General features: G+C 51.8%; 25 protein-coding genes. 8 read left to right on the forward strand and 17 right to left on the reverse strand.

The features are described from left to right. Window positions 1–511 precede the first annotated feature (511 nt). The 3 genes from ACIDE9_RS10610 to ACIDE9_RS10620 all read right to left on the reverse strand — a co-directional run bounded on the left by ACIDE9_RS10610 (window position 512) and on the right by ACIDE9_RS10620 (window position 3,614). Window positions 512–1,477, reverse strand: a complete 966-nt coding sequence (locus ACIDE9_RS10610) for a hypothetical protein (RefSeq protein ID WP_194754352.1) — start codon at window positions 1,475–1,477, stop codon at window positions 512–514. 104 nt (window positions 1,478–1,581) lie between these two features. Continuing rightward, window positions 1,582–2,919: an ATP-binding protein gene (locus ACIDE9_RS10615; RefSeq protein WP_411994713.1), complete on the reverse strand. Its 1,338-nt coding sequence runs from the start codon at window positions 2,917–2,919 to the stop codon at window positions 1,582–1,584. Continuing rightward, window positions 2,916–3,614: a response regulator transcription factor gene (locus ACIDE9_RS10620; protein ID WP_411994714.1), complete on the reverse strand. Its 699-nt coding sequence runs from the start codon at window positions 3,612–3,614 to the stop codon at window positions 2,916–2,918. The genes ACIDE9_RS10615 and ACIDE9_RS10620 overlap by 4 nt, the downstream gene beginning before the upstream one ends. A 123-nt stretch (window positions 3,615–3,737) precedes the next feature. Here ACIDE9_RS10620 and ACIDE9_RS10625 point away from each other — a divergent pair, with 123 nt between their 5' ends. The 3 genes from ACIDE9_RS10625 to ACIDE9_RS10635 are packed head-to-tail and all read left to right on the forward strand — an operon-like array spanning window position 3,738 to window position 9,310. Next, a complete protein-coding gene (locus tag ACIDE9_RS10625) occupies window positions 3,738–5,033 on the forward strand; it encodes a TolC family protein (RefSeq protein WP_411994716.1) in 1,296 nt (431 codons plus the stop codon). A 6-nt stretch (window positions 5,034–5,039) separates the two neighbouring features. Next, window positions 5,040–6,224 carry an efflux RND transporter periplasmic adaptor subunit gene (locus tag ACIDE9_RS10630; RefSeq protein WP_411994718.1) on the forward strand — a complete coding sequence of 395 codons (1,185 nt, stop codon included), beginning with the start codon at window positions 5,040–5,042 and terminating at the stop codon, window positions 6,222–6,224. 17 nt (window positions 6,225–6,241) lie between these two features. Beyond that, on the forward strand, window positions 6,242–9,310 hold the full coding sequence (locus tag ACIDE9_RS10635; RefSeq protein WP_411994720.1) for an efflux RND transporter permease subunit: 3,069 nt from the start codon (window positions 6,242–6,244) through the stop codon (window positions 9,308–9,310). A gap of 8 nt (window positions 9,311–9,318) precedes the next feature. Here ACIDE9_RS10635 and ACIDE9_RS10640 read toward each other — a convergent pair whose 3' ends face one another. The 9 genes from ACIDE9_RS10640 to pabC all read right to left on the reverse strand — a co-directional run bounded on the left by ACIDE9_RS10640 (window position 9,319) and on the right by pabC (window position 16,669). Beyond that, window positions 9,319–10,461 carry an MFS transporter gene (locus ACIDE9_RS10640; protein WP_411994722.1) on the reverse strand — a complete coding sequence of 381 codons (1,143 nt, stop codon included), beginning with the start codon at window positions 10,459–10,461 and terminating at the stop codon, window positions 9,319–9,321. A 284-nt stretch (window positions 10,462–10,745) separates the two neighbouring features. Beyond that, a complete protein-coding gene (locus tag ACIDE9_RS10645; RefSeq protein ID WP_411994724.1) occupies window positions 10,746–11,114 on the reverse strand; it encodes a hypothetical protein in 369 nt (122 codons plus the stop codon). Between the two features lie 110 nt (window positions 11,115–11,224). Continuing rightward, window positions 11,225–11,989 (reverse strand): MBL fold metallo-hydrolase, encoded by a 765-nt coding sequence (locus ACIDE9_RS10650; RefSeq protein WP_411994726.1) that lies wholly within the window; start codon window positions 11,987–11,989, stop codon window positions 11,225–11,227. After that, window positions 11,980–12,756, reverse strand: a complete 777-nt coding sequence (locus ACIDE9_RS10655) for a TatD family hydrolase (RefSeq protein ID WP_411994727.1) — start codon at window positions 12,754–12,756, stop codon at window positions 11,980–11,982. Before ACIDE9_RS10655 ends, ACIDE9_RS10650 begins: the two co-directional genes overlap by 10 nt. 39 nt (window positions 12,757–12,795) lie before the next feature. Next, on the reverse strand, window positions 12,796–13,158 hold the full coding sequence (locus tag ACIDE9_RS10660; RefSeq protein WP_140003602.1) for a PilZ domain-containing protein: 363 nt from the start codon (window positions 13,156–13,158) through the stop codon (window positions 12,796–12,798). 49 nt (window positions 13,159–13,207) lie between these two features. Then, window positions 13,208–14,203, reverse strand: coding sequence for a DNA polymerase III subunit delta' (holB, locus tag ACIDE9_RS10665; RefSeq protein WP_411994730.1), 996 nt, complete (start codon window positions 14,201–14,203; stop codon window positions 13,208–13,210). Further along, on the reverse strand, window positions 14,200–14,805 hold the full coding sequence (gene tmk, locus ACIDE9_RS10670) for a dTMP kinase (protein WP_411994732.1): 606 nt from the start codon (window positions 14,803–14,805) through the stop codon (window positions 14,200–14,202). The genes holB and tmk overlap by 4 nt, the downstream gene beginning before the upstream one ends. Window positions 14,806–14,835: 30 nt before the next feature. Beyond that, window positions 14,836–15,843, reverse strand: a complete 1,008-nt coding sequence (mltG, locus tag ACIDE9_RS10675; RefSeq protein WP_411994734.1) for an endolytic transglycosylase MltG — start codon at window positions 15,841–15,843, stop codon at window positions 14,836–14,838. Beyond that, entirely contained in the window at window positions 15,830–16,669 is an 840-nt protein-coding gene (gene pabC / locus ACIDE9_RS10680) for an aminodeoxychorismate lyase (RefSeq protein ID WP_411994736.1), read from the reverse strand. Before pabC ends, mltG begins: the two co-directional genes overlap by 14 nt. 202 nt (window positions 16,670–16,871) lie before the next feature. On the opposite strand from pabC, the gene ACIDE9_RS10685 reads away from it, so the two are divergent. Next, window positions 16,872–17,318: a hypothetical protein gene (locus ACIDE9_RS10685; protein WP_411994738.1), complete on the forward strand. Its 447-nt coding sequence runs from the start codon at window positions 16,872–16,874 to the stop codon at window positions 17,316–17,318. Between the two features lie 159 nt (window positions 17,319–17,477). Next, window positions 17,478–18,227: a nucleotide-binding protein gene (locus tag ACIDE9_RS10690; RefSeq protein ID WP_411994740.1), complete on the forward strand. Its 750-nt coding sequence runs from the start codon at window positions 17,478–17,480 to the stop codon at window positions 18,225–18,227. A 14-nt stretch (window positions 18,228–18,241) separates the two neighbouring features. Here ACIDE9_RS10690 and ACIDE9_RS10695 read toward each other — a convergent pair whose 3' ends face one another. Genes ACIDE9_RS10695 through ACIDE9_RS10715 form a run of 5 tightly spaced genes read right to left on the reverse strand, consistent with a single transcriptional unit; the run spans window position 18,242 to window position 23,069 of the window. Continuing rightward, complete coding sequence (locus tag ACIDE9_RS10695; RefSeq protein ID WP_411994871.1) at window positions 18,242–18,733, reverse strand: aminoacyl-tRNA deacylase; 492 nt, start codon at window positions 18,731–18,733, stop codon at window positions 18,242–18,244. A gap of 53 nt (window positions 18,734–18,786) precedes the next feature. Then, window positions 18,787–19,140, reverse strand: coding sequence for a nucleotide pyrophosphohydrolase (locus ACIDE9_RS10700; protein WP_194754339.1), 354 nt, complete (start codon window positions 19,138–19,140; stop codon window positions 18,787–18,789). A gap of 26 nt (window positions 19,141–19,166) precedes the next feature. Beyond that, entirely contained in the window at window positions 19,167–20,357 is a 1,191-nt protein-coding gene (locus ACIDE9_RS10705) for a THUMP domain-containing class I SAM-dependent RNA methyltransferase (RefSeq protein WP_411994742.1), read from the reverse strand. A 4-nt stretch (window positions 20,358–20,361) separates the two neighbouring features. Beyond that, complete coding sequence (locus ACIDE9_RS10710; protein WP_411994744.1) at window positions 20,362–21,153, reverse strand: polyamine aminopropyltransferase; 792 nt, start codon at window positions 21,151–21,153, stop codon at window positions 20,362–20,364. Further along, a complete protein-coding gene (locus ACIDE9_RS10715) occupies window positions 21,153–23,069 on the reverse strand; it encodes a ribonuclease catalytic domain-containing protein (RefSeq protein ID WP_411994746.1) in 1,917 nt (638 codons plus the stop codon). Before ACIDE9_RS10715 ends, ACIDE9_RS10710 begins: the two co-directional genes overlap by 1 nt. Before the next feature lie 119 nt (window positions 23,070–23,188). On the opposite strand from ACIDE9_RS10715, the gene ACIDE9_RS10720 reads away from it, so the two are divergent. From ACIDE9_RS10720 to dksA, 3 genes are all read left to right on the forward strand, one after another. Then, window positions 23,189–24,778: a protein adenylyltransferase SelO gene (locus ACIDE9_RS10720; protein WP_411994748.1), complete on the forward strand. Its 1,590-nt coding sequence runs from the start codon at window positions 23,189–23,191 to the stop codon at window positions 24,776–24,778. Between the two features lie 8 nt (window positions 24,779–24,786). Further along, entirely contained in the window at window positions 24,787–25,251 is a 465-nt protein-coding gene (locus ACIDE9_RS10725; RefSeq protein WP_411994749.1) for a Fur family transcriptional regulator, read from the forward strand. 118 nt (window positions 25,252–25,369) lie between these two features. After that, window positions 25,370–25,774 (forward strand): RNA polymerase-binding protein DksA, encoded by a 405-nt coding sequence (dksA, locus tag ACIDE9_RS10730; protein ID WP_194754333.1) that lies wholly within the window; start codon window positions 25,370–25,372, stop codon window positions 25,772–25,774.

Raw genomic sequence — 25,774 nt, forward strand, 5'->3', positions numbered from 1 at the left:
AGAAAGACACGCGATTCAACTGCGCGTAGCAATGACGTTTAAGACAGTTCAGCAGGTAGTCGCATACATCTGCAAGCTGAATCAATGTTAATTTTTCAAAAAGGTAAATTATGGCTATCAATCAACTTTCTCAAGCTAAAACACAAAACGTTTCTGGCGGCTCACAATTTTTCCCCGGTTACGCAACCGGCCCTTTTATCATGGGCAGCGTGTTCAGTTACTTCAATCAGCCTGGCCTCAATTACGGCCCTATTTCATGGTACCAAAGCGGTTATCACGGTGGCTACAATGGTGGTTGTACACCGCAACCTTGCCCATGCACACCTCCACCTCCTCCATGTGGCTCATGCTCACCAAGCAATCACGACCACTAAGCGAGCAGTACGATTGATTGAAGCATGCTAGGTTTGCAATAAGAACCAGCTTCAGGTAACCACTTGTATTCGCTTTACATACTGGTAAAACAAAAAGCCCCCTGCATTTAGGGGGCTTTTTATAATCTCAAGGTCAACTACATGCGGCGACGTGAAAGTGCCATGAGCGCTCCCAGGCCGAGCATCATCATCAAAGATGCAGACGCCTCTGGCACCGGGGTCACCGTCAGTGATGCATAGGAATGTCCAACCGTAATGCACAAGTCGGTGGTGGCTGACAGGTTAGCAACGCCTAACAGACCCAGTGAGTTAATGCCAATATCATCCAGCGTAATGCTTAAGGCATTGGTTTGCACTGCGCAACTGAATGTTGCGCCATTGCAATTGCTGGCTACCACGCCATCTGCCCAGTATTTACTTTCATTGGCCCAGATGGAAGCATGCCCCAGCGGCCCGAGATCCAAATCAACGCCGCCCGAGGCTGCTGCTGCCAGGTCAATCGAATGTCCCAGAATGCTCAGACTGGCACCCGTAAACGTGCTATCCCCAGTTGCCGTGAACAAGCCCGTGCTTTCATTCACCGTGACTGTGGATATTGAACTGATTAAATCGGCTTTCAGCGCCAGCGCGCTAGACACATGAAGATCCAGATTCTCAACACTGCCAGTGCCGATGGCGCTATTTGATCCAGGCGCAGGATAGTTTTCAAGATAGGCCCCAGAAGCTGAAAAAGTGGCTGATCCCGCTTGCGTCGGCATCAGCAGTGCCAAGATCGGGTTCAAGTTAGATAACACACCATTACCAGCCCCACTTGTGCTCAAGCCGAGGCTCAGCGTTGAGTTTGTTTGCGTTGGGATCGGTGTACCCGCGCTTGCGACACTGATGTCACCGAGCGCGACCGGCGTTTTAATACCAACAGTTGCCGTACCCACCGTCACTGGACCGACAGGGAAGAAGTTGGTTGTTGCCGCCACATGGGCACTTAAATCCAGATACATGCCATATCCATCTGCGGCATCGGCGCTGACCGTCACTGGTGCAGCAGATGCAACGCTGCTAAAGGCGAATAAAACGGCGGTGGTCATCAGGGAATGCTTCATCATCAATACTCTCCTAAACAAAAATAAAAACAAACGTCAATACAAATATTAACATTTGTTTGTCTTTATGTTTACATTTTTTATCAATTAAAAAGAGATTTAATGTCTTACTGTGATGAATGCACCCTGTATTCAAAAATTACAATTAATCCGCTCTGGGATGGTTTATTCTCAAGGCGAACGCTAGCTTGATGCTTCAAAGCTATTTCCTTGACGATTGCCAAGCCTAGGCCCGAGCCTGTCACCTCTGATTGCTCTGCACGATAAAAGCGGTCAAATACTTTTTCCAGGGCATCAGGCGCTATTCCTGGGCCACTGTCTTCAACTTCTAATCGCAGTCCATCCGTTAATGTTGTGAGCGACAGATTAATCACCCCATGTGCAGGCGTGTAATGTATGGCATTGACGATAATATTATTCAGCAGCACTTCAATCTCGCCTGGCAGGCCGGTCATTGCCACCTCATCAGCACGTGTGAAACCAATATCAAGCTGCTTCTTGCGATAGAGCGGACTTAAATCATTTAACACCTTGATCAGCAAAGGATTTAAAGCAAAAGATTGCATCTCTTGCTGCCTGGCATCGGGATCCACTTTCGCCAGGGTCAATAACTGGTGTACCAGGCGCTCCATGCGTGCAACACCGCCCTGTGCCTGTTGCAGACTATGCGCTAGTGCCGCCTGATCATCATGCTGCATGGCACTGATTTGCAACTTGAGGGCCGTCACCGGCGTCCGCAGCTCGTGTGCTGCATCGCTGGTAAAGCGTTTTTGCATGGCAATGGCATCACTGACTCTTTGCATCCAGCGATTCAGGGCCTGAATAATCGGTTTCAACTCATCGGGGGGCTGGGCAATTGCCAATGGCTCCAACTGGTCTGCACGCCGTGCATCAATTTCAGAAGACAGCTGCAACAAGGGTTTAAACGTTTTGCGGATGACCAGCAGCGCACCCAAAATCAGAAACGGGACAATCAGTAATTGTGGCAGAATCAAGTGAATGGCGACTTCACGGATGGTACGTTGCCTGAGTTTAAAGTCTTGTGCGACAACGCAAGTGATAACTCCTCGCTTGGCAACAAATACCTGCCAGCGCTTTTGATTCGCCCATTGCGTTGACAGCCCCACCCTCGCCGTCTTGACGTCAAACGCACGCTGGTGCGACTGGTAAATCACTTTGCCTTGCTGCTGTAGTTGAATCAGGTAATCCTGCTCACCACGCACCTTGGATGGAATATTATTTTTGGCTGTATCATAGCGTGTTGTTAGGTTGGCAATCTGGTCGCTACCTATCATGGTCTCGGCCAAATGCTGCAGATTGGCATCATAAAGCTCGCCCAATTCGTCCGCTGTTGACTGGTAGGATAAAAATGACAGCAAGCCAATAATGCAAACAATGGCAATCGACAGGTAAATGGCTAGCTCGGCCCGGATGGAACGCATCATGATTTTGGGCCAGGGAATGCGTAGCCTATGCCACGGACAGTTTGAATAATCTCTGCGCCAAATTTTTTGCGTATGGTATGGACATGCACTTCCACCGCATTACTATCGACTTCGCCACCCCAGCCATACAGCCGCTCTTCCAATTGTGTTTTTGAAAAAATCATGCCGGGCTGCGACATCAGCGTATGCATGATGGCAAACGTCTTACTGGACAGTCGCTGGCTAATATCACCCATGGTTAAAGTATAACTGGCGATATCCAGCACCACGTCATTGACCCGTATCTGGTTGGAATGGCGCTCCTCTTTACGCCTGAAAATAGCGCGCAGCCGGGCTTCAATTTCCTCTACAGAAAAAGGCTTTAATACATAGTCATCCGCACCGGCATCCAGGCCTTGAATACGGTGTTCAATAGCATCCCTTGCAGTAATAATGATGACAGGCAACGCATTGCCTGCCTTTCTTAACGCAGATAACAACGCCATGCCTGACTTTCCAGGCAGGCCAAGGTCAAGCAACATGGCATCAAATGTTTCACCAGCCAGCGCCGCCTCTGCCTGCAAAGCATCTGGCGCCCAGTAAATCGCATGCGCGCGCATGGCCTGTTGCAGGCTTTCAGCAATCATGCGGTCGTCCTCTACCAGCAATAACTTCAACGGCTTATCCTTTTCCTTGAATGCTGTCATTCTAAGCATACTAGCTTAAGGTATTCTTAAAAAACGGCTTAAGTTTGCCTTAAGAAACTGCTGGCAAGATGCAACCCTGTCATCATTCACAGGGATTTATCCATGCCCAATCAGTTCAAGCAAGCAGCAAGCATGAGTATCGCATTGCTGCTGGCTGCCTGCCAAACACCGCAAACGCTGCGGCCAGCACAACTCGTCGACAATATTGTTGCCGCAGACTCAACGCTGCAAGCCAATCGCGGCCAAGACCAGGCAAGCAATACAACGACCTTATCTGAATATGAAGCGGTGTTGCTGGCACTGAAGCAAAACCCGGCATTCAAGTCACAGCTAAGTGAGCTTGATATGGCCAACGCAGATGTGCAACAGGCTAATCAAATTGCCAATCCGTCTTTATTTTATGCGTTTAGTGCGGCCAACAAACCTTACCGCTATGCCATCGACTTTCCAATTGAAGCCATTTTTCTACGACCGATCCGCGTCAAGCAAATGCAAGCACAGGCACAGTCGACCCAGTATCAGTTGATGCAATCTGGCTTCACCCTGATTCGCGATACCCGCCTGGCCTACGCACAAGCCGTGATTGCCAATGAGAAGCGTGACCGCCTGAAACAGGCCTTGCAGCTTAACCAGACGATTGCCGAGCTGACCCATACCCGCGAACAGTTGGGTGATATCAGTGCGCAAGAAACCTTGTTATCACAGAACGAGGCGCTGCTTGCTGCCAGAGATTTACAGGCGGCCGACATCGATGTGCAACTGGCCCACACCCAGTTAATGCATATGCTGGGCTGGATGGAGGGCGAAAAAACACTCTCCCTCAGCACACAACTACTCCCGGCCTGCAGCGCCGTCGACATTGCACAACTAAAAGCGACAGCACTCAGCAGCCGACCGGATATCCTCGCAGCTAAAGCCAATATGGCGGCCGCCAAAGCCAAACAACAACTTAACACATACAACTGGTTGGGCACAGCAGTCGTGGCAGATGCCACCAGTGGTCAAACCAATGGCCATGTGCTGGCGCCCGCCATCAGGACCACCTTGCCAGTGTTTAACCAAAACCAGGGCCAACGCCAGCGCGCGGATGCCGAGTTTGAAAAAGCCCAGCATGACGCGGAGGCCATCAAAATGAAAGCATCGCTGGAAATCAATACGGCACACCTTAAATATCAGCGCGATTGCCAGGAGTGGCAGCAATTGCACAGCCAGCTGCAACCAAACGCCCAGCAAATCATAGAGTATGCAGAACGCGCCTATCACGATGGCGATATTGCCTACTTAACCGTCCTGGAAAGCAGCAAACGCTACCTCAGCCTGCAACTGCGTGAAGCGCAGTTAAAAGCCGACCTGGTCAGTAGCTGGTCAGACTTGATGCGCAGCACCAGTCATGCCCCAGCCACGTCCCTGATTCCCTATAGAAAGTGATTCCTCATGCACATTACCCACCACTTGTTTAACCGACACCAGGCACGTGCCTTGTTATTAGTGACCGCGCTATTCGCATCTGGCCTGGCCAACACCGCGGAGAAGAGCATCTCTGAAAACCAGTTGAACCAGGTCAGCCTGCCCGCCGAAGCGATTAAAAAACTAGGGCTGACCACCAGCCGCATCACGCTTGCCCGCCAGTCCAGCACACACAGCTTTCCAGCGCAAACCAGCCTGGCACCAGAAGCCCTGGCTGCTTACAGCATGCCCATGAGTGGCTATGTCGTGTTCAACGCAGGCAAACCATTGCAGGTTGGCAGCCAGATCAAAGCCGGGCAAACGCTGTTTACCATTCAGCCAGTTGTCACGCCCGAAGCCAGGTTAAGCCTGATTACCAGCATGGCCGATGCAGAAGGACAATTACAGGCGGCAGAAAAACAATTGTCTGCGCATATGCTGACGCTCAACCGTGCCAAACAATTATGGCTACAGCGTGTCGGCAGCCAACGGGCCGTAGATGACGCACAAGCGAATGTAGCGATTGCAGAAACCAATGCACGTACCGCCATGCAAAAACGTGATTTGTTAAAACAAGCGGTAGAACAAGGCTCTGCAGGCAACTACTCCATTAAAGCCGCCAACGATGGCGTGATCAGCAACCTTTACTTTAGTCCGGGCCAGCTCATGGTGGCTGGTGCCAAGCTGGTCGATATTGCGCAACAGGGCCGTTTATGGGTCACCGCCTATGTACCTCATGCACAAGTCGGCCAACTCAATCTCGGTGCCGAAGCCTTGCTGGCGGGTGTACCAGGCATCTCGGCGGATTACGCCCTGAAACCCGTTGCAGCCCCACAGGAAGGCGATGCCCTGACAGGCACGCGCAAACTGGTTTATACCTTGCAGGCCAAGGGTGACATCGTTCCTTTGCAGCGGCTCACCATCCAGATTCCACAACGCGCTGGGGAGCAAGCACGAGCCAGCGTGCCCTGCGCTGCCACGGTTGTCGATATCTATGGCAATACCTGGTTGTATTCGCAGTTGGATGACACCCATTTTAGCCGCCAGCAGGTATTTATCGCCCGCGCCAATGCGCAAGCATGCGTCCTCTCTGACCAACGCCTGGTCGGCAAGCAGGTTGTCACCCAGGGCGCCCAGGAACTGTTTGCCGTTGAAACCGGCTACACCCACTAAATACAACAGGATTTAATATGTTGAAAAGAATGACCATGCGCGCCATCAGGGCCCGCTACCTAGTGATGGTACTGGCAACCCTGCTCATGCTGGCAGGATATAAAACCATCCCCGAGACGCCGATGGATGTATTTCCGGAGTTTGCGCCAGCCAAGGTCGAAATCCAGACCGAAGCCCCGGGCCTTTCCAGTGTAGAAACCGAACAACTGGTCTCCATCCCGCTTGAGCATGCCATGAACGGCATTCCGCATATGAAAACCTTGCGCTCAAAATCGGTACTCGGCTTATCCTCTGTCGTGATGCTGTTTGAACAAGGCACCCCGCTGGCCGAAGCCCGTCAATCGGTGCAGGAAAGACTGTTACTGGCCGGGCAACGATTGCCTGCCAGCGCCAAGCCTCCAGTCATGTTGCCGCCGTTATCGTCCATGTCCCGCGTACTGAAAATAGGCTTAAGCAGCAAGCAGCACTCTGTCGCCGAACTCAGTACCCAAGCACTGTGGACCATACGCCCACGCCTGATGGCTATCCCTGGCGTTGCCAATGTGGCCATTTGGGGGTTGCGCGACCAGGAGTTGCAAGTCCGCTTTGACCCCGTCAAGCTGGCACAACACCAATTGACTGCTAACCAGGTCAGCCAGCGCCTGATATCGGCGATTCGCCCTGACAGCGGCGGCTATCTGGATACTGCGCAGCAACGGCTGGCCGTCGCTTATGACAGGCCCACACTGGACAAAGAAGCCTACCTGCACATGACAGTAGGCTGGTCCAATGCTGGGATCCCGGTCAAACTGGAACAGGTGGCGGACGTGGCCTGGGGTCACGCTTTGCCGATTGGCGATGCCGTGATTAACCAGGGTGACGGCCTGTTGCTGATTGTAGAAAAACATCCTGACGCCAATACACTGAGTGTCACCCAACACATAGACCGTGCGCTGGCCGAACTAAAACCTGCCTTGCATGGCATTCACGTAGATGCGTCTATTTTCAGGCCAGCGACATTTATTGAGCAGGCACTGCATCACCTGAAACAGGCACTGGTATTAGGCATTGGCCTGGTGGCAATCATCCTGTTTTTATTCCTGCGTCATCCACGCGCAGCCATCATCAGCCTGGTGGCGATTCCCCTGTCGCTGGTCACTGCCATCCTGCTGTTGACCTGGCTACAGGTCAGCATCAACACCATGGTGCTGGCTGGGCTGGTGATTGCCTTGGGCGAGGTCGTTGATGACTCCATTATCGACCTGGAAAATATTTTGCGCGCCCTCACGCTGAATCGGCAACTGGCACACCCCAAATCGCTGATCAAGGTCATTGCACAAGCTTCCTATGAAGTCCGTGGTTCGGTCATTTATGCCACGCTGATTGTCATGTCGGTATTTATCCCGGTTTTTTTCCTGCAAGGAATCGCAGGCGCTTTCTTCAAACCACTGGCCTATGGCTATTTGCTGGCAATTTCAGCCTCTTTACTGGTCGCACTGATTGTGACGCCGGTACTGGCTTATTGTTTTCTCAATCATGGCAGCCAACCATCTGAGCACGCCGCCGCGATGCCAGCACGCCTGCAACAATGGCTGCAACGCCGCCTGGAAAGTCCCAGAACCATCATCGCCAGCGCCTGCCTGTTTTTGTGTGGCATGTTGGCTACCCTGCCCTTTTTGGGGACTGAATTTTTGCCTGCGTTTAAGGAAACTGACTTTCTCATGCACTTTGTTGAGCGCCCAGGCACTTCTATAGCACAGATGAAGGCGATGACCCTGCGTGCCAGCCATGCATTGATGCAGATAGATGGCGTACGCAACCTGGGTTCGCATATTGGCCGCGCCGAAGTGGCTGATGAAGTCGTTGGCCCTAATTTTGGTGAACTATGGGTGAGCATCTCGCCCACCGTGGACTATGCCGCGACCATGCAGAAAATCAACCAGACCATTGCTGGCTACGCAGGTATTTTTACCGATGTGCAAACCTATTTGAAAGAGCGCACCAAAGAAGTCATGTCTGGCAATAGTGCCAGTATCGTCATCCGCCTGTTCGGCAATGACCTGGATCATCTACGCGAACAAGCCGAACGCATCCGGTTATCAATTGCCGATATTGACGGACTCGTTGATCTCAAAGTCGAATCGCAGGTTTTGATTCCACACATTCATGTCCGCTTGAAAGCCGCTGCTGCCGACCATTATGGCATCACCGAAACAGACATCAAACAGGCGCTGGCCTTGATGACACAAGGCCAATTGCAAGGCGAAGTGTATGTCGGCCAGACCCGCTTTAATGTGCGCTTGATCAGCCAGACGCCGGCACAGGATAGCGTACAGGCACTGCGGCAGATGGCCATTCAAAGCGCTAGTGGTGCGGTGATGGCGTTAGCAGATGTTGCCGATGTCTATGTACAGCCGACGCCAAACGAAATCAAGCGCGAAGGTGCCTCAAGAAAGATTGATATCGCCGCCAATGTGGCTGGCAAGGATATCGGCAGTGTTGCGCAATTGGTAGAAATGCGCGTCAAGCAACTAGCGCTGCCTGACGGTTATTATGTCAAGTTTATGGGCGAATACACTGAGCAGAAAACGGCCAGCCTGACACTGGTGATGTACGCCTTGCTCGCATTACTGGTGGTGTTTTTACTGATCCTGATGAGCCTCAACTCGCTACGCCTGACGGCCATCCTGTTCGCCGTGCTACCTATTGCCGTCGCAGGTGGGCTGGTCGGTATTTGGTTGATTGGTGGCGTCATGTCCTTAGGTGCCATGATAGGCTTAATCGCCGTCATGGGCATTGCAGCACGCAACGGTATTTTGCTGATATCCCGCTACCAGCAGCTCAGGCTGATAGCTGGCATATCGGCGCCTCAGGTATTGCTCAACGCCGTATCAGACCGTTTCCGCGCCATCAGCATGACCACGCTGGCAACCACCATGGCCTTATTGCCGATTATTCTCAAAGGCCCGGTGTCTGGCTATGAAATTGAGCACCCTCTGGCGGTGGTGGTTTTTTGTGGTTTGCTGGCGGCCATGGTCGTCAACCTGGTGTTACTGCCTGCACTGATCCTGATATTTCACTCAGGCGAGCATACGCAGCAGGCTTAACCGTGTGATTAACCTGGCTTCTTGCTGGTAATCAGGCAGGCACATAATGGTACCAGTGACAGCAACACGGCCAGCATGATAAATGCATTCGGCAAGCCAAGCTGTTGCGCCACAAAGCCGATGAGGGCAGGCCCGAGCAACACGCCTGAATAGCCGACAGTGGAAATAGCAGCGACCGCCAGGCCGGTTGGCATTTCGGTTTGTGCACCGGCAAGCCTGAATAAGATAGGCGCCGTGTTGGCGGCGCCTGCGCCTATCAGCACAAAACCACCCAATGCCATGGGCAGCGTATGGGCAAACACGGCGACCACCATCCCGAACACAGCAATGGCACCGCCCCACAATAGCAATATACGGTCACCCAGGCGCTGACTGAGTGCATCCCCCCAAAAGCGGCCACTCAACATGGCAATAGAAAACACAATATAAGGCAGGCCGCCCTGCGCTGTAGGTACCAGGCCGGACTCAGTGATCAGCAAGGCGCTCCAGTCCAGCATGGCGCCTTCGACTAAAAAGGCAATACCGGTTAATAAAGCCAGGACGAGCACGATACCTCTGGGCACTGAGAAAAACTGCCCATGCTCGCCCTGGGTGGTCTGTGCCAAGCGTGGCCAGATCACAAGCATCAACAGGGCTAACAAGATGGCAGCGATCAGCGCACTGTTGGCAGTGCTCATATGCATGGCCAGCATCAAGGTCATGATGGCAGACCCGGCAAAACCACCAACACTAAACATGGCATGAAAACCAGACATGAGGGAACGCTGAGACGCTTTCTCAACCTCAACCGCATGCAGGTTCATGGAAACATCCAGCGAGCCCAGCGAAGCACCGAATAACAATAAAATCGCGGCAAGTTGCAGTGTGTTTTGTGCAAGCGGCAACAACAGCACCGTGACCGCCAGTGAAAAGCCACTGAGTGCAATGATGGACCTACAACCATAGCGGGCGCTGATCGCCCCCGTTACCACCATGGCCGAGACCGAGCCTAAGCCCAGGCATAACAACAAGCTGCCTAATACGCCAGCATCCAACTGTAACTGTGCACGCACAAAAGGAATTAAAGGCGCCCAGCAAGAAAGGCCAAACCCGCCGACAAAAAATGACAGCCGGGTAGCTAATCTGGCTGCATGACTATCTAAAGCAAACATCTAACCTCTGAAGAAAATCCAGTCATCCCGGCAATAGTAAAAAAATACGTGCGCTGAGTTGACAAAACGAGCAAAACACCCACTTGGAGCCGCGCCCTTGCTCGAAGTTCAAAAAACGCACATCTGAGCAAAGGCTCATTGAATCATGTACTTACCGACTTTACCAAGACGCAATCCACCATGTTATCCACAGATTTTGTGGAAATACACAGAGATGGCAGGCAGCAAGAAGACAGAAAAAAAGCTGTGTATCACTACACAGCTTTTTCAGTATGACGGCGCAATTAACGGTTATTGAAAAAACCGATATTCATCACACGGTCATTCACAAAAGTCACTTCAGTTTCTTTATACGTGTTTTTGTCATCGTATCTCACCAGGTTTTTGTAATACCACATTTCAACCTGCACCGGCTTGGAGTTATCTTGCTGCTTGCCCATGTTGCCTATCATGTTATTGGCATTGCTTGGCTTGACTGACTGCTGCTTTTTAAACGGTTGGCCCAGCTTTTCGATGACCAGTTTTTTTGGCTTGCCGCTAAAACCGCTGATAAACTCGTTTTCATCATAGGTCTTGCCAGCAAACGCGGCAGTGGCTGCCAATAGTAATGAGGTGGCGACCATCGCAGCGGACATTCTTGCGTATAACTTCATGTTTTATTCCTGTTATCCAAAATCAAAATAGCAAATTATTTTTTATGTGAGTATAACGCTTTATCACTGATATCGGTTGACTGCGGGCAGTCTGCATATTCAAACGCGTATTAAAAATCAATGCGCATGCCGTCATAACCGACTTGCACATTGGCGGGCACCCTTGCCTGTAACGCCTGGTATTCCAGCTCGTGTGTCATGTGTATCAAGACATTGCGTTTGGCGCCGATACGCGCAATCAAGGCCAGGGATTGCTCGACGCTGACATGGGTCGGATGCGGCTGTTCGCGCAAACAGTCAATCAGCAATACGTCCACGCCCTGCAACAAGGTATAAGAACTTTCCGGGATCTCAGAAACGTCTGTCATGTATACCAGATTGCCAATACGGTAGGCATAAATACGAATTTTGCCATGCATGACGGGGATAGGTGTCACCCATTGTCCGGCTGCTTCAAATGGTGCCTCGACCACATGGGCGGCCAAAACGGGTAAGTCCCAATATTGCGGAATGGGATCGCGCAAGGTGTAGCCAAACTTTTCCTGGATATGTGCAATAGACTCAGGGTAGCTATATAGCTGAATCTGGCTACGGTTAATCTGGCAAAATGCTCGCAGATCGTCAATGCCATGCAAATGGTCCGCGTGCGTGTGGGTATACAGCACCGCATCGACACGGCGCATGTTTTCCCGCAAGGCCTGCTGACGTAAATCCGGGGAAGTATCAATCAGGATGACGCGGCCATCATCTAGCGTCACCATGCTGGAGCAACGCGTGCGTTTATTGCGGGCATCTGTTGAACTACACGTGGCACATGTGCAACCCACGGCAGGCGTGCCTGCGCTGGAGCCTACACCTAAAATGGTTAATTGCATGACTGCGCGTGTTTGAACAGAGTGAAGAAGTTGGCCGTGGTAGCGTCTATCACCTGCTGCAATGGCACATCACGCAAACGCGCAACCTCTTCGGCTACATGGCGCACATAGGCTGGCTGGTTGGTTTTGCCACGGAAAGGGATGGGCGCCAGGTAGGGAGAGTCAGTCTCGACCAGCATTTTATCCAAAGGCACTTTTTGCGCCACGTCTTTTAAGGCTTGCGCATTTTTAAAGGTAACGATGCCCGAAAAAGAGATATAAAAACCCATGGCGATTGCTGCCTGCGCCACTTCCCAGCTTTCGGTAAAGCAATGCATGACACCACCCACCTCAGCCGCGCCCTCTTCCTGCATGATGCGCAAGGTATCTTCGGCGGCATTGCGGGTATGGATAATCAGCGGCTTACCGGTCGCTTTCGCCGCGCGGATGTGGGTACGGAAACGCTCGCGCTGCCATTCCAGATCGCCAGTGAGGCGGAAATAATCCAGGCCGGTTTCGCCAATGGCAACCACGCGGCCATGATCAGCCAAACTCACCAGGCCATCTACGGTGGGCTCCTGAATATCTTCATAATCAGGATGCACGCCGACTGAGGCGTAAATATTCGGGTATCGCTCGGCAATCGCCAGCACTTCGGGAAACTTATCCAGCGTGACTGACACACACAAGGCATGCCCGACCTGGTGACTGCGCATGTTCTCAAGCACCTGATCCATATTCTGGACCAGCTCGGGAAAATTAAGATGGCAATGCGAATCAACTAACATGTTTTCAACCAAAACTCATTCAAAGCTGTTAAATAAGCGCTATATCGTATTCGAAGGGCGGCTGGATTTGAGTGCAGCGCCAAGAATCGTCTCAATGCGTTTCTTCGCCTCCGCACCACCATCCTTGTCGGTAAACTGGATGCCTATGCCTTGTGGCTTGTTATTCGCTGCCTGCGGCGTAATCCAGATGACTTTACCCACCACCTTGAGCTTGTTCGGGTCATTAAGCAAGGTCAGCAACATAAAAATCTCTTCGCCCATTTTAAATGGCTTGCTGGTCGGAATAAACAAGCCGCCGCCTTTGACAAAAGGCATGTAAGCGGCGAACAAGGCTGCTTTCTCGCGAATCGCCAGCGACAAAACACCGGGTTTTGCGGCGGCGGGTGGTAGTGTGTCTGTCATTGCCCAAGCTCCAGAATATTTACCTGATTAGCCATCAAATAAGCTGGCTCTAAGCAAACATTTTTTTGTATTGCAATAATAACTGCTCCAGCTGTAACTCCTGATTGAGTGGATGCTGTGCCGTTATTCTAAAACGATTTAGCTGTTGTTGAAACGCCAGTAAACGCGACATATTGACCGCACCCGCCAATACCTGCAATGGAGGGGCCTCACTCGGGTGATAACGCAAGGGTTGCTGATGGCTGGATAGCCAGACGTCCAGCAACCACTTTTGTAGCACCTGGATCGCCTGTTCCATGCCCTGCTTGATCAGCACTGGCACCGCTGCGGCAACGTCTATGCTTGCCCCGCCTGCCAGGTGCGGACGGAATTGCTGGTACCAGGCATGCCAGTCGAACTCATCCTGCTGTATGGTGGTTGGCGCACCGCCGCTGTAATGCCAGACCCATTCCGGATTGGCCACAGACTGGGTTTGTAACCACTGCAAACCCTGCTCGCGGCTGGGTACCGGCATTTCTACCTGCATGCAACGGCTTAAAATGGTTGGCAACAAGGCCTGGCGCTGGTGCGACACCAGTAAAAACTGGGTACGCTGCGGCGGCTCTTCCAGCAGTTTTAGTAACGCATTGGAGGCAGCCACATTCATCGCCTCCAGTGGGTGAATCAACACCACACGAATACCATCGACGCGGTGCGAAGTCAGTGACAGATAGTCATGCAAGGCGCGTATCTGGTCGATAAGGATTTGCTGGCGTTTGCGCGTCTTCTTTTTGCCAGTGTCAGCGCCATCATCGTCTTCTGGCGTGATTTCCTTAAAATCTGGATGCGCGCCCTCCGCCAGCCAGTGACAAGACTGGCACTCCCCACAGGCAAACCCCTGCTGCTGTGGCTGCAAGCAAAGCAACGCGGCAGCCATGGTCTGGGCAAAGTCCAGTTTACCAATACCGGTTTTACCATGCAGCAATAGCGCATGGTGACGTGTCTCCCCCGCTTGCATCCAATGCGAGAACAGGGAATTTTGCCAGGGATAAAGCTTATTAATCATAAAGATGAAATGATTTCTTCAACTGACTTCTTTACTTCTTCAAGTGAGCGATGTGCGTCTATGACGCGAAACCGCTGCGGAAATTCAGCTGCCCTGGCCAGGTATTGTGCGCGCAACCGGGCAAAAAATTCAGCGCCTTGCGCTTCAAACTTGTCAGGTGTCCGTGCCCCGGCCAGGCGCTGCAAACTCACCTCAACCGGCACATCAAACAACAGGGTGACATCGGGCTGCAAATCACCCTGTACCCACTGTTCCAATTGCTGCATCTTGTGCAAAGGCAAGCCGCGTGCACCGCACTGATACGCATAAGACGCATCTGTGAAGCGGTCTGAGACCACAATCGCATCGCGCTGCAATGCGGGCAGAATAACTTGCTGCAGATGCTCGGCACGCGCAGCAAACATCAACAAAGACTCGGTTTCCACATGCATTTCTCTGTGCAACAGGATTTCGCGCAACTCTTCGCCTAATAGCGTGCCACCAGGCTCACGGGTAGAGATTACTTCGCGGCCGCGACTGGCCAGCATTTGTAAAATCGTCGGAATATGCGTGCTCTTACCGGCACCATCCATTCCTTCCAGCGTAATAAACAAGCCTGCCATTATTTAACTTTCCCCATGTACATCATTGCGCTAGTGTTTCTTTAATTGGTAAGCCCGCACGGCCTGGTTATGCGCCTCTAGCGAGCTGGTAAACACATGTCTGCCCTGGCCGTTAGCCACAAAATAAAGGGCGTTGGTTTTAGCCGGATGCAATGCCGCCTGGATAGATGCCAGCCCTGGTAAGGCGATTGGTGTCGGCGGCAAACCACTGCGTGTATACGTGTTGTAAGGCGTATCCGTCAGTAAGTCTTTTTTGGTGATATTGCCCCGGTAGCGCGTACCCATGCCATAAATCACGGTGGGATCAGTCTGCAAACGCATGCCTTTACGCAGGCGGTTAATAAACACACCAGCAATTTGTGGACGCTCTTCCTCAACGCCGGTTTCTTTTTCGACGATGGATGCCATCACCAGTGCCTCATACATGGAGCGGTAAGGCAAGCCCGCCTCTCGTGCCTCCCAGGCCGCTGACAAATGCTGCGCCATTTTCTGGTAAGCCCGTTTGTACAAGTCGGCATCACTGCTCTGCGCATCAAGAAAATAAGTATCCGGAAAAAACCAGCCTTCAGGATGCATGCTTTGCCCACTAACTTGCTGCATCAATTCGCTGTCCGACAGCATCAGGGTGTCATGACGAATGCCTGGCATTTGTGCCAGCTTCTGCCTGAAGTCGGCAAAGGTCTTGCCTTCGATTAATTGCAGCTTAAATTGGTCAAACGTGCCGTGTTTAAGGATGTCGATGAGCGACATCACCTGCAATGGTGTATTCAACGCGTAATCCCCGGCCTGCAATTGACCACCACTGCCCGTCAGTTTGACCGTCAACAGAAAGCTATACGGCTCTGTCAGCACGCCTGCGGCGACCAGTTGATCGGCAATGCCGCGTACACTGGCCCCGGCCGGAATCTGCAGACCTATGGTTTCTGATGCCATGGGCAATGGCCGAATCATGAAAATCACCATCCAGACTACCAGTGCCACAGCGCCCAGCACCAGCATGGCGACACTGTATTTCACACACTGCTTAATGAACAACATAGTTTAAATGCGCTCTTAATTCTTTGGCCCAGTCATTGGTGGCGATTGCCTGCTCGTCAATCTGCGTCACCTGCAATACACCATAAACACTGTTGGCAACCACCACCGCATCAGCGGCCAGCAGGTTTTCCATAAACAAATTTGTCGAGACCACTGCCTGACCCTGCGTTTTATACCAGTCGAGGATTTTCTGTCGCATCACGCCCGCCACACCACACTGATCCAGTGCCGGGGTCATCACCAGGCCATCTTTGCTGATAAACAGGTTACCGCTGACAGCTTCAATCACCTGGTCATCGTAATCACGCAACACGCCATCGAAAAAGCGCGGATCTTTGAGTTCTGCCCGTGCCAGCACATTTTCCAGGCGATTCATGTGTTTGATGCCCGCCAGTAAGGGCTGCGAAGCCAAGCGTGTCTGGCAGGTATATAAAGCGACCCCTGCGGTATAGATTTCTGGGGCATATACCGGCAATGCACTGTAGATCAACACCCTTGTCGGCTCGCAGATGGCAGGCGGTGCATAACCACGCGCACCGTCACCGCGTGTAATCATGATTTTCACAATGCCGTGCGATAACACTTCGTCGTCAGCAGAGGCCATCAAGTGCTTGAATTCCTGCATCAGCAACTCGGCAGAAGGACACACAATCTGGATTTTACTGCAATCAGCAACCAGCGTTTGATAATGCAATGGCCAGTCCTGCAACTCACCATCGAGCAGGCGCATGGTGCGGAAAATGCCATCGCCATAAGCAAAGCCGCGATTGGTTGGCGCAATGCCTGAGACCAATTTACCGTTGACGCAATAGCGGACTGAAGTCATGTGGTGCCAGAGAAAAGAGTGATGTCTAACAAGGCTGAAACCATACCATAAATCGCCCCTAGACGACGCGCTATCTGACGAAAAACCAGCCACGAGTCACGGCCTAAACCCTGAAATAAGGGATTTTTTAAAGTTTATTGTACTCATGCCGTTAACAAGATCAGCGGTAATGTATCCCTATTCTTTTTGACGAGGTATGGTCATGTCAGTTTCTAACATTCAAAGCAACGTCTCGGCATTGTTAAATAAAGCCTACAATACCGAAGCCAATGCAACGACCTCAGGCGACGCCATCAGTACAACCTCTAAAGAAACAAAGTCCAGCAATGACAGCAGCCCTAACGCGTCAGCCAGTGCACAGGTCACCCTAGGCAACACTGGCACGGCACCTGAAACATACACGGCCAAAGGCTTAATGCAGCAATTACGTCAATACCAGTTAAGCAATGCATCGCTGATATTTGGCAACGGCGATGACACAAATGATGACAGCACAGGTTTGACCGGCTTGATGGGTGCATCATCTAGCAGTGCTTTAGAAAGCATGAGTGATGACTGGGTCAACACCATCAGTGAAAGCCCAGGCAAAGCGTCTGTCATGGTCGAGAGCAGTAAAAATAACTCTTTAAACACGATCTTTGGCAATTAAGTCTTAAGAGACGAGTCTTTAAACAGCATCATCAACGATTCATGTTTTCATCAATAAAGCCCGGTTCGCCGGGCTTTATTATTTTTGTGGCAAGCCACGCACGCCACATATACAATTGTTAAAAAATGATAAAAACCTGACAATTGAAGGAACGCTGTGATGAAACCAAAAATCTTTATAGGCTCTTCGCGTGAAGGTCTCGACATCGCCAATGCAATACACGCCAATCTAACCCGCGATGCCGAATGTACCGTATGGAGCAATGGCGTATTTCAAATTTCCGGCACGACGATTTACAGTTTAATCAACGCCCTACGCAACTCGGATTTTGGCGTGTTTGTATTCAGCCCGGATGACCTGACCATTATGCGTGGCCAGCAGAACCCGGTGGTACGTGACAATGTGATTTTTGAATTAGGCCTGTTTATCGGCCGCCTGGGGGTTGAACGCTGTTTCTTTATCACCCCTGACCATGTCGCTGACTTGCGGCTACCCACCGACCTCATGGGCATTATGCCCGGCCAATATGAAGCCAACCGCCACGACAAAAACTGGCTGGCAGCCACCAATCCGGTCTGCATGCAAATCCGCGCCAAACTCATAGAGCTTAAATCATTTCAGGATGCCGCAGTGAACACCCCGCCAGCGACTGCAACGGCCATGGCCTCAAGCTCTGGTCAGGAAGTTAAGCATGATCTCTCACATGATCACGCCGCCACCGACCAACACTTAGGGCTGGAGCCGCACGGCAAAGCATACGCACTGACCGGCAATACGCATAAACATAAAGAGGCAATTAAACAAGCCGGGGCAAGCTGGAACAAAGGCCTAAAGAAATGGATTATTCGTGGCAGTGATAAAGCCAAATTTGAACGCCTGATTGCAGACGTAAACGACAGCGCACTTTAGTGTGAGTGGTGTGGCTATTCCGCTTTAACAAAATGCCCGCGCGTTTTGCCACTGAGACATTGCAGCAAATCTGTGGAACGCAGTGCTAGGGCATAGCCAATCACACCACTGCCAATTACCACGGTGTCATAACTGGCCACACTGTCATCCACTAACACCGTGAGGCCTGCGGGCAAGGCAATCGGCGGTACCGCGCCGACGACATAGCCGGTGGCTTCCGGTACTTCGTCATATTCCGCCATACGGCATTTACGCTCACCGAGCTGGGCACGTAATAATGCCCAGTCGGCATGGCCGCCACCAGCCACTGCCAGCAGGCAGAAACCACTATTTTCACCTTTGAACACCACACTGCGCACCACAGATTGCGGATCCAAGCCTTGCGCAGACAGTAATTCTTCTAACTGGCGAATCGGTTTCTTATCCTCACTAAGAGGAATCTCAATCACTTGAAATTGAATCTGCTGCTGGACTAGCAAATCCGTCACCGGCGAGCTTATATGCATCGTCACAAACACATCCCCTCAATTAATCATTAACTTTAATTAATCAATATAATTTATTGATATTCAGTATATTTTGCATTGCTACCTTTGCACTTATCGGCTGGATACTTCTGCGCATTCAGCGTAATCTTGGCATTGGCAGCAGCAATTAAATCAATACCACACACCTCGGCAATCCGCATTAGGTAAACAAAGGTATCCGCCAACTCCTGCCCAACTTTGTCTTTGGTCTCAGCGTCTAGTTGGCGACTGTCGGACTCTGTCATCCATTGAAAATGTTCAACCACTTCAGCGGCTTCTACAATCATGGCCATGGAGAGGTTCTTGGGAGAGTGAAACTGTGCCCAGTCCCGCTCCTCTACAAAGGCATTCACACGCGCCCGCAATGCATCAATCGAATCTGTCATGGCTATCCTTAAACGTAATGACTGAACTACCGACTATCATCTGCCTGTGCATGATCAGCAGCCGGTGTCTCGGGTTTTTCACGCCGATTGCTACCTGCCACCATTTTAATTTCAAACAAACGACACTCTAAGGGTCCGTTATACAGCAGCGTTTTCTTGCTTGGGCTTAAGCGCATGAGTTTAGGCATACGCAAATCATTGGTGAGGAAGTAAGTATTCCAGCCGGAGAACTTCTGCTTGAGCGCCGCCGCCATTTCCGGGTACAACTCAGCCAGCGTGTCGTCCTCACCGATGCGCACACCATAAGGAGGATTGGCAACCAGCACACCGCTCTCTGCGGGCGGTACAACCTTGGTAAATTCCCAGTGCGACAATTGCACTGCATCCAGCCAGCCCGCCATTTCCAGGTTTTGCTTGGTCACGCGCACGGCGCGTAAATCCATGTCTGAACCGTAAATGCTCTGGAAGCTCACTGGCTTCACCGCTTTGGCCGCGGCATTACGCACTTTTTTGAAGGTATCAGATTCAAAGTTTTTGAGCTTTTCAAAACCAAAATTGCGGTTCAGGCCTGGCGCAATATTCAGCGCAATCATGACAGCCTCCAGCAAGAAGGTCCCGCTGCCACACATCGGGTCCAGCAATGCCTGGCCAGGCTGCCATCCGGTGAGTTTTAAAATACCCGCCGCCAGGTTTTCACGCAGTGGCGCTTCAATGCTGTTTTTGCGGTTGCCGCGCTGATAGAGCGGATTACCTGAAGTATCCACATACAACTGATAGCTGTCAGCTGTCAGGTATACATGCACACGCACGCCGGGCTCGCGTGTGTCGATATTCGGACGGCTACCCACACTTTGGCGGAAGCGGTCGCAGATCGCATCTTTGACCCGCAGGGTAATAAATTCCAGGCTTTTCAAAGGGCTGCGCACGGCGGTGACTTTCACCATCATGCTGTGTTTGACATCAAACCAGTTTGGCCAGTTGATTTTGAGTGCGCCCTGGTAAATGTCATCCTCTTTAAGATATTTACCGCGACCGACCTGCATCAGGATGCGCGTCGCTACGCGTGAATGCAGGTTGGCGTGATAGCACACAGACAGCTCACCGCTAAAACTGGCGCCGCCTTCGGTGGCTTTAATGTCACGCGCCCCACCCTGCTTGAGCTCGTCGACGAGGATAGCTTCCAGGCCGCGTGGGCAGGTTGCGAAATATTGATTCATGAAATTAGCCACCGAGGGTGAACTCCTTACCGTTGTTAGGATTAGCGCCTTGCAGGCGGTCTATCAGGTCGAGAAAATTGATATTGTGGTTTTGCATGGCCTCTTGCGCGCGTTTGCGCAAGGTAGCTAGGTCTGGCATGGCCAACGCAGATTTAAAACCAAATACGATGATATTGCCGGGTTTACCCGTCGGCATCATTAATACGCGCTGCTCAAAGGTTTGTTCCATGCGCTGCATATAGATATCAAATTTTTTATCCGATCCCCACAGGTTAATGGTAAACAAGCCGTCTGGCGTTAGCGCGTCTGCACAGTCATCAAAGAATGACTGGGTACAAAAATCTGGTGGCAAGCCATTGCTGCCAAAGGCATCCATCATCAGCCAATCACAAGCGCCAGGATGCTGCTGGATATGTGCAATGCCATCGCCCTCAATAATCTGCAAACGCCCGTCATCATCCGGCACGAAGAAATGACTACGCGCCACCTGAATCACCTGCGGATTGAGCTCAATGACGGTTTGCTGGATTTGCGGGCAGTATTTCCACACGTATTTGGCAATCGAGCCACCACCCAGACCGACCAGTGTTAATCGACGGCTATCAGGTTTGAATAACAGGCTGCTCAATACGCCCCATGAATAAGCTAGCACCAGTGCATAAGGGTCTTTGACCTTCATGCTGCTTTGTATGGTAGGCGAGCCCAGATGCATGGAACGCACACCGTCGGTCTCGGTGACTTCCACCATTTCAAAGTCAGACACGGCTTTGTGGATTTTACGGTTAAATTTAAACATTATGCACTCTCTGTCACGTCAGGCTGGGCATCCTCGGTCGCGGCAATTGCCAGCGTCTCTTCGTCGCCAACAGCGCTTACCTCTTCAATCACGCCCAGGAACTTGCATTCAAGCTCCATGAGTAAAGTATCCACTTTCTGTATCGCCAAGCGTACTTTACTGCCAGCCTTGGTCGCAGGCAAACTGTGCACCTTGGTCATATAAGGCAAGCGCTCCAGGCGCACTAGGTTTTCGCGCCACACCGTGGCCTCTATCTCAGTGATGTTTTCCTGAATCAGGTATTGCAGGCACCAGTAACGCTCCATGCGGGTCTGGAACTCGTTATAGGCATTATAAGTCTGGTCAAAGTTGCGCATATGGCCGACGATTTCATCACCATTGGCCGCGTAAACCGGTGGCTGTAACGTCAACACGCTGATCAACTGGCGCTGGTTAATCAAGTCGACTGCCCGACGCAACGGTGAGGTACACCAGGCGTATTGCGCCACGCCCAGCCCCTGGTGGCCTTCGGCTTTGGTAGTCATATAGACCTTGCCGCCATTTTGCGCCCGGTAGATCCCCGGCACATCGTGCTCGGCCAGTAACAAGCCCCACTGGCTATTGGCAGCAATCATGAGCTCGGCCACCAGTTTGTCCATTGGCGAACCGCGCTGGCGATTCACAATATCAACGATGCCATCGGTCACATAAAAATTGTAGTCCACCGGCTGTGGCCGGGTCGGGTCATATTTGCCGCGGGCCTTTTCCAGGCTTTCGGCAAAATGAAACAAAAACACCAGTGACGACCACAACGGATGTCCACTATCTTGCGCCAAGGTGGTTTCATTAAAATAAGGTTCTAGCGTATCGTGACGCAAATTTTCGGCAATCTGCACACGCTCCAGGCAGCTATGCTGGTGCACGATGCTGAAATCAGGCGCCACTTCCAGATAGAGCGACAAGGCAGGCTTGGTTTCACCCGCATCCAGGCTAAATGGCCGGATCGCGACTTCCGGCAACATGGTGATTTTATGCCCCGGCATATACACCGTAGACAAGCGCTTCATCACCTCATTATCCAGTGTCTCGTGTGGCGCCACACCCAACGCCGGTGCGGCAATATGAATACCAACCTGCGTATTGCCATTGGCCAGGGCCGTCACGGACAAAGCATCATCAATCTCAGTGGTGGTGCTGTCATCGATGCTAAACGCCTGCACCGCTGACAATGGCAATGCGTCAGGCATATCCGCCAATGAGAACGCGGGAAACGCCGTGCCGTGGGCAAAATACTCACGCAAAAATGCCCTCAGGTGATAATCATGCACGGAAGGAATCGCACCTGCTGCGTGCAACACTTGCACGGGCAATTGTTTCAGTTCGGCTGCAGCCTGCTCCAGTGCCTTCCACTCTAGGCTATTCTTATCAGGCGCATATAACAATGCATCCAGCCTGGCAGCAAAGCTCTCTGGCAAAGACTGCACCTTGAGTTGCGCCACCATTTGCGCCATTAACTCGGCTTGCTGGCGTTTCTTTTCCAGGCCAGCCAGGGCGGCTTTCAGGGTATCTTCCGGCGCGGCTTTATAGCGGCCTTTGCCCTTGCGGTAAAAATACATAGGCGCCGCGTGCAGTTTGAGCGCAATCGCAGCTGCCTGCTGACGGCTCGGTTTGCCGCCGTAATACTCTTGTGCCAGATCCTCAAAAGCGAACTCCGGCTCACCACAGCACTCCCACAAGAAGTCGGTATCCAGGGTATCAGACTCAGCCTGTGCTGCTTCGAGAAAGCCGGACAAGCTACCGTCAAAGCGCATCAATACATTGGCCGCTTTAATTTTGCTGCGTTTGCCAGTGCTGGCTTCAACTTGCAAGCTGCTATCGGCCTCAGACATGATGGAAGCGACTTTAAAGCCACCGTCTTCTTCGTAAAAAACATTCATGTGGGGAAATTAAACGTGTGGAAATCACACTTGAGCGTATTAAAACGCTATTTTACCCGAGAAGACCGCAGTTTTTTGGCAAGCACTGAACTTTAGCCAAGGATAATGACTAAAATAGCATGATGAAGCCCCTGACCTTTGACAACCGTTTTACCCTCGAACTTCCTGGCGACCCGATCTCAGAAAATTACACCAGGCAAGTCAGCGACTGTTTGTGGTCGCCTGTACAACCGACCCCGGTCAACAATCCGCAACTACTGGCCTATAGCCCTGAAGTCGCCGAACTCTTGGGTTTTTCAGCCGCAGACATGCAGGACCGCGACCTGATACAGACGCTGGGTGGCAATGGCATCCTGGATGGCATGTTCACTTATGCCACCCGTTACGGCGGGCACCAGTTTGGGCACTGGGCCGGACAACTAGGCGATGGCCGTGCCATTTACCTGGGTGAGCTCATCCACGCCGGCAAACGCTTTGAGCTGCAACTCAAAGGCGCTGGCGAAACCCCTTATTCCCGTTCGGCAGATGGCCGCGCAGTGCTGCGCTCCAGCCTGCGCGAGTTTTTATGCTCAGAAGCCATGCATCACCTGGGCGTGCCGACCACGCGCGCATTAAGCCTGGTCACTACCGGCAACCAGGTAGTGCGGGATATGTTTTACAACGGCAATCCACAACTGGAACCTGGCGCCATTGTCTGCCGCGTCGCACCTTCATTTACGCGCTTTGGTCATTTTGAAATCCTCGCCAGCCGCAACGAATTACCGTTATTAAAACGCCTGATCGGCTTGACGCTTGACCGAGACTTTGCCGATTGGTGGCCATCCACCGGTCTGGCGTTGGACATTAACGATCCTTCTGCCGAGCTGATTGAGGCATGGTTTGAAGAAGTGTGTTCGCGCACAGCCATTATGATCGCGCACTGGATGCGCGTGGGTTTTGTGCATGGTGTGATGAATACCGACAATATGTCCATTCTCGGCCTGACCATCGATTATGGCCCGTATGGCTGGGTGGATAACTTTGACCCTAGCTGGACGCCAAATACCACCGATGCGCAAGGCCGCCGCTACTGTTTTGGCCGCCAACCGGATATCGCGCGCTGGAACCTGGAGCGACTGGCCGAAGCGTTGGGCACCCTGCTACCGGAAACGCAAGGCCTGGCGGATGGCTTGACCACTTATGACCAGACCTATATACGCGCCCTCACATCCAGCCTGGCTGATAAGTTTGGCTTTGATCACTGGCAAGACGGCGATGGCGAGCTGATTAACCATATTTTTGAACTCATGCAACGCGCGGAAGTCGACCAGACCTTATTTTTTATGCAGCTAGCGAAACTGGATATTGCACATCCGCAACTAGCAACGCTGACCGACGCTTTTTACACCGAACAAGGACAACAACAGTTTGGCGCAGATATCCAGGCCTGGCTGCAAAACTACAGCCTGCGCATACAACAATCAGCATTAACCCCTGAGCAGCGCTTGCAAACCATGGCGGCGGCCAACCCAATTTATGTGCTGCGTAACTACCTGGCGCAAGAAGCGATTGACCTGGCGACCCAAGGTGACAACAGCCGCTTGCTGACATTATTGCAAGTATTGCGTCATCCATATACCGAACAAGCCGGTATGGAGGCCTTTGCACAAAAGCGCCCGGACTGGGCGCGGCAAAAGGCCGGTTGCTCGATGCTATCGTGTAGTTCATAATTTTGGCCATGCAAACTGCCGAACAATTGATCACTGATGCTGGCCTGCGCCCGACCAAAGCGCGCTTGGCCGTATTGAGCTCCCTGCTCAACTCGCACAATGCGCTGAGTCACACTGAGATACTGGCTGCGTTGCAAGGCATCAAAGAAATTGACCGGGTGACGGTATACCGGGTGCTGGACTGGTTACAGGAGCATGCCCTCATCCATAAAATATCCACCGATGACCGCGCCTGGAAATTTCAACTGAATGCCCCTAAACGCAGTTACAAAGCCACAGACGCCAGCACAAACAGCGGTTTGTTAAGCAATCACGGTCATGCTCATTTGCAATGCCAGCGCTGTGGCACAGTCCTTTGCATTCACGAATTGGCTGCGCATATTCCGCAAGCCATTTTCGACACCTACCAAATATCCCACATCGAAATCAACCTCAAGGGCCTCTGCCCACAATGCCAACAAGCGTCGGCCTAAAATAGTCGCGACTTTCTTTTACTACTCGATTACTATCCAACAATTTTGCAACTTAGTTGCAAATAATACCAACACCCACTAAAATGCAACTTTATTGCATTGCAACAAAGTTGCTTAAATGGTTACTCACGCACAATTATTAGCGATGTCAGCAGACGCTTATATGAACGAAGCACAACTGGCCTTCTTTCGGCAGTTACTGGAGGCACAGCTTCAAGCCTTGCAAGACAATATGCGCCAGACCAGTGAACATCTCTCAGATCAGCAAGAAACACCAGACCCGGCCGATCGCGCCACGCAAGAGGAAACACACAGCTTGGAACTGCGCACACGGGACCGCGAGCGCAAGCATTTAAAAACCATTCAATCAGCCTTGCGCCGCATCCAGGATGGCAGTTATGGCTATTGCGAAGACACCGGGGAGCCAATCGGTCTCGCCAGGCTATTAGCCAGGCCAACCACCAAGTTGTGCCTGGAAGCACAAGAGCGGCATGAGCGCCGCGAACGGCAATTTAACCACTAA

The sequence above is a fragment of the Methylophilus sp. 'Pure River' genome (genome assembly GCF_046765995.1).
Classification (GTDB): domain Bacteria; phylum Pseudomonadota; class Gammaproteobacteria; order Burkholderiales; family Methylophilaceae; genus Methylophilus.

Coding starts and splice junctions, on each gene's coding strand:
- ACIDE9_RS10610 (WP_194754352.1), bottom strand. CDS start 1,477: ATGATGAAGCATTCCCTGATGACCACCGCCGTTTTATTCGCCTTTAGC.
- ACIDE9_RS10615 (WP_411994713.1), bottom strand. CDS start 2,919: ATGATGCGTTCCATCCGGGCCGAGCTAGCCATTTACCTGTCGATTGCC.
- ACIDE9_RS10620 (WP_411994714.1), bottom strand. CDS start 3,614: ATGCTTAGAATGACAGCATTCAAGGAAAAGGATAAGCCGTTGAAGTTA.
- ACIDE9_RS10625 (WP_411994716.1), top strand. CDS start 3,738: ATGAGTATCGCATTGCTGCTGGCTGCCTGCCAAACACCGCAAACGCTG.
- ACIDE9_RS10630 (WP_411994718.1), top strand. CDS start 5,040: ATGCACATTACCCACCACTTGTTTAACCGACACCAGGCACGTGCCTTG.
- ACIDE9_RS10635 (WP_411994720.1), top strand. CDS start 6,242: ATGTTGAAAAGAATGACCATGCGCGCCATCAGGGCCCGCTACCTAGTG.
- ACIDE9_RS10640 (WP_411994722.1), bottom strand. CDS start 10,461: ATGTTTGCTTTAGATAGTCATGCAGCCAGATTAGCTACCCGGCTGTCA.
- ACIDE9_RS10645 (WP_411994724.1), bottom strand. CDS start 11,114: ATGAAGTTATACGCAAGAATGTCCGCTGCGATGGTCGCCACCTCATTA.
- ACIDE9_RS10650 (WP_411994726.1), bottom strand. CDS start 11,989: ATGCAATTAACCATTTTAGGTGTAGGCTCCAGCGCAGGCACGCCTGCC.
- ACIDE9_RS10655 (WP_411994727.1), bottom strand. CDS start 12,756: ATGTTAGTTGATTCGCATTGCCATCTTAATTTTCCCGAGCTGGTCCAG.
- ACIDE9_RS10660 (WP_140003602.1), bottom strand. CDS start 13,158: ATGACAGACACACTACCACCCGCCGCCGCAAAACCCGGTGTTTTGTCG.
- holB (WP_411994730.1), bottom strand. CDS start 14,203: ATGATTAATAAGCTTTATCCCTGGCAAAATTCCCTGTTCTCGCATTGG.
- tmk (WP_411994732.1), bottom strand. CDS start 14,805: ATGGCAGGCTTGTTTATTACGCTGGAAGGAATGGATGGTGCCGGTAAG.
- mltG (WP_411994734.1), bottom strand. CDS start 15,843: ATGTTGTTCATTAAGCAGTGTGTGAAATACAGTGTCGCCATGCTGGTG.
- pabC (WP_411994736.1), bottom strand. CDS start 16,669: ATGACTTCAGTCCGCTATTGCGTCAACGGTAAATTGGTCTCAGGCATT.
- ACIDE9_RS10685 (WP_411994738.1), top strand. CDS start 16,872: ATGTCAGTTTCTAACATTCAAAGCAACGTCTCGGCATTGTTAAATAAA.
- ACIDE9_RS10690 (WP_411994740.1), top strand. CDS start 17,478: ATGAAACCAAAAATCTTTATAGGCTCTTCGCGTGAAGGTCTCGACATC.
- ACIDE9_RS10695 (WP_411994871.1), bottom strand. CDS start 18,733: ATGCATATAAGCTCGCCGGTGACGGATTTGCTAGTCCAGCAGCAGATT.
- ACIDE9_RS10700 (WP_194754339.1), bottom strand. CDS start 19,140: ATGACAGATTCGATTGATGCATTGCGGGCGCGTGTGAATGCCTTTGTA.
- ACIDE9_RS10705 (WP_411994742.1), bottom strand. CDS start 20,357: ATGAATCAATATTTCGCAACCTGCCCACGCGGCCTGGAAGCTATCCTC.
- ACIDE9_RS10710 (WP_411994744.1), bottom strand. CDS start 21,153: ATGTTTAAATTTAACCGTAAAATCCACAAAGCCGTGTCTGACTTTGAA.
- ACIDE9_RS10715 (WP_411994746.1), bottom strand. CDS start 23,069: ATGAATGTTTTTTACGAAGAAGACGGTGGCTTTAAAGTCGCTTCCATC.
- ACIDE9_RS10720 (WP_411994748.1), top strand. CDS start 23,189: ATGATGAAGCCCCTGACCTTTGACAACCGTTTTACCCTCGAACTTCCT.
- ACIDE9_RS10725 (WP_411994749.1), top strand. CDS start 24,787: ATGCAAACTGCCGAACAATTGATCACTGATGCTGGCCTGCGCCCGACC.
- dksA (WP_194754333.1), top strand. CDS start 25,370: ATGGTTACTCACGCACAATTATTAGCGATGTCAGCAGACGCTTATATG.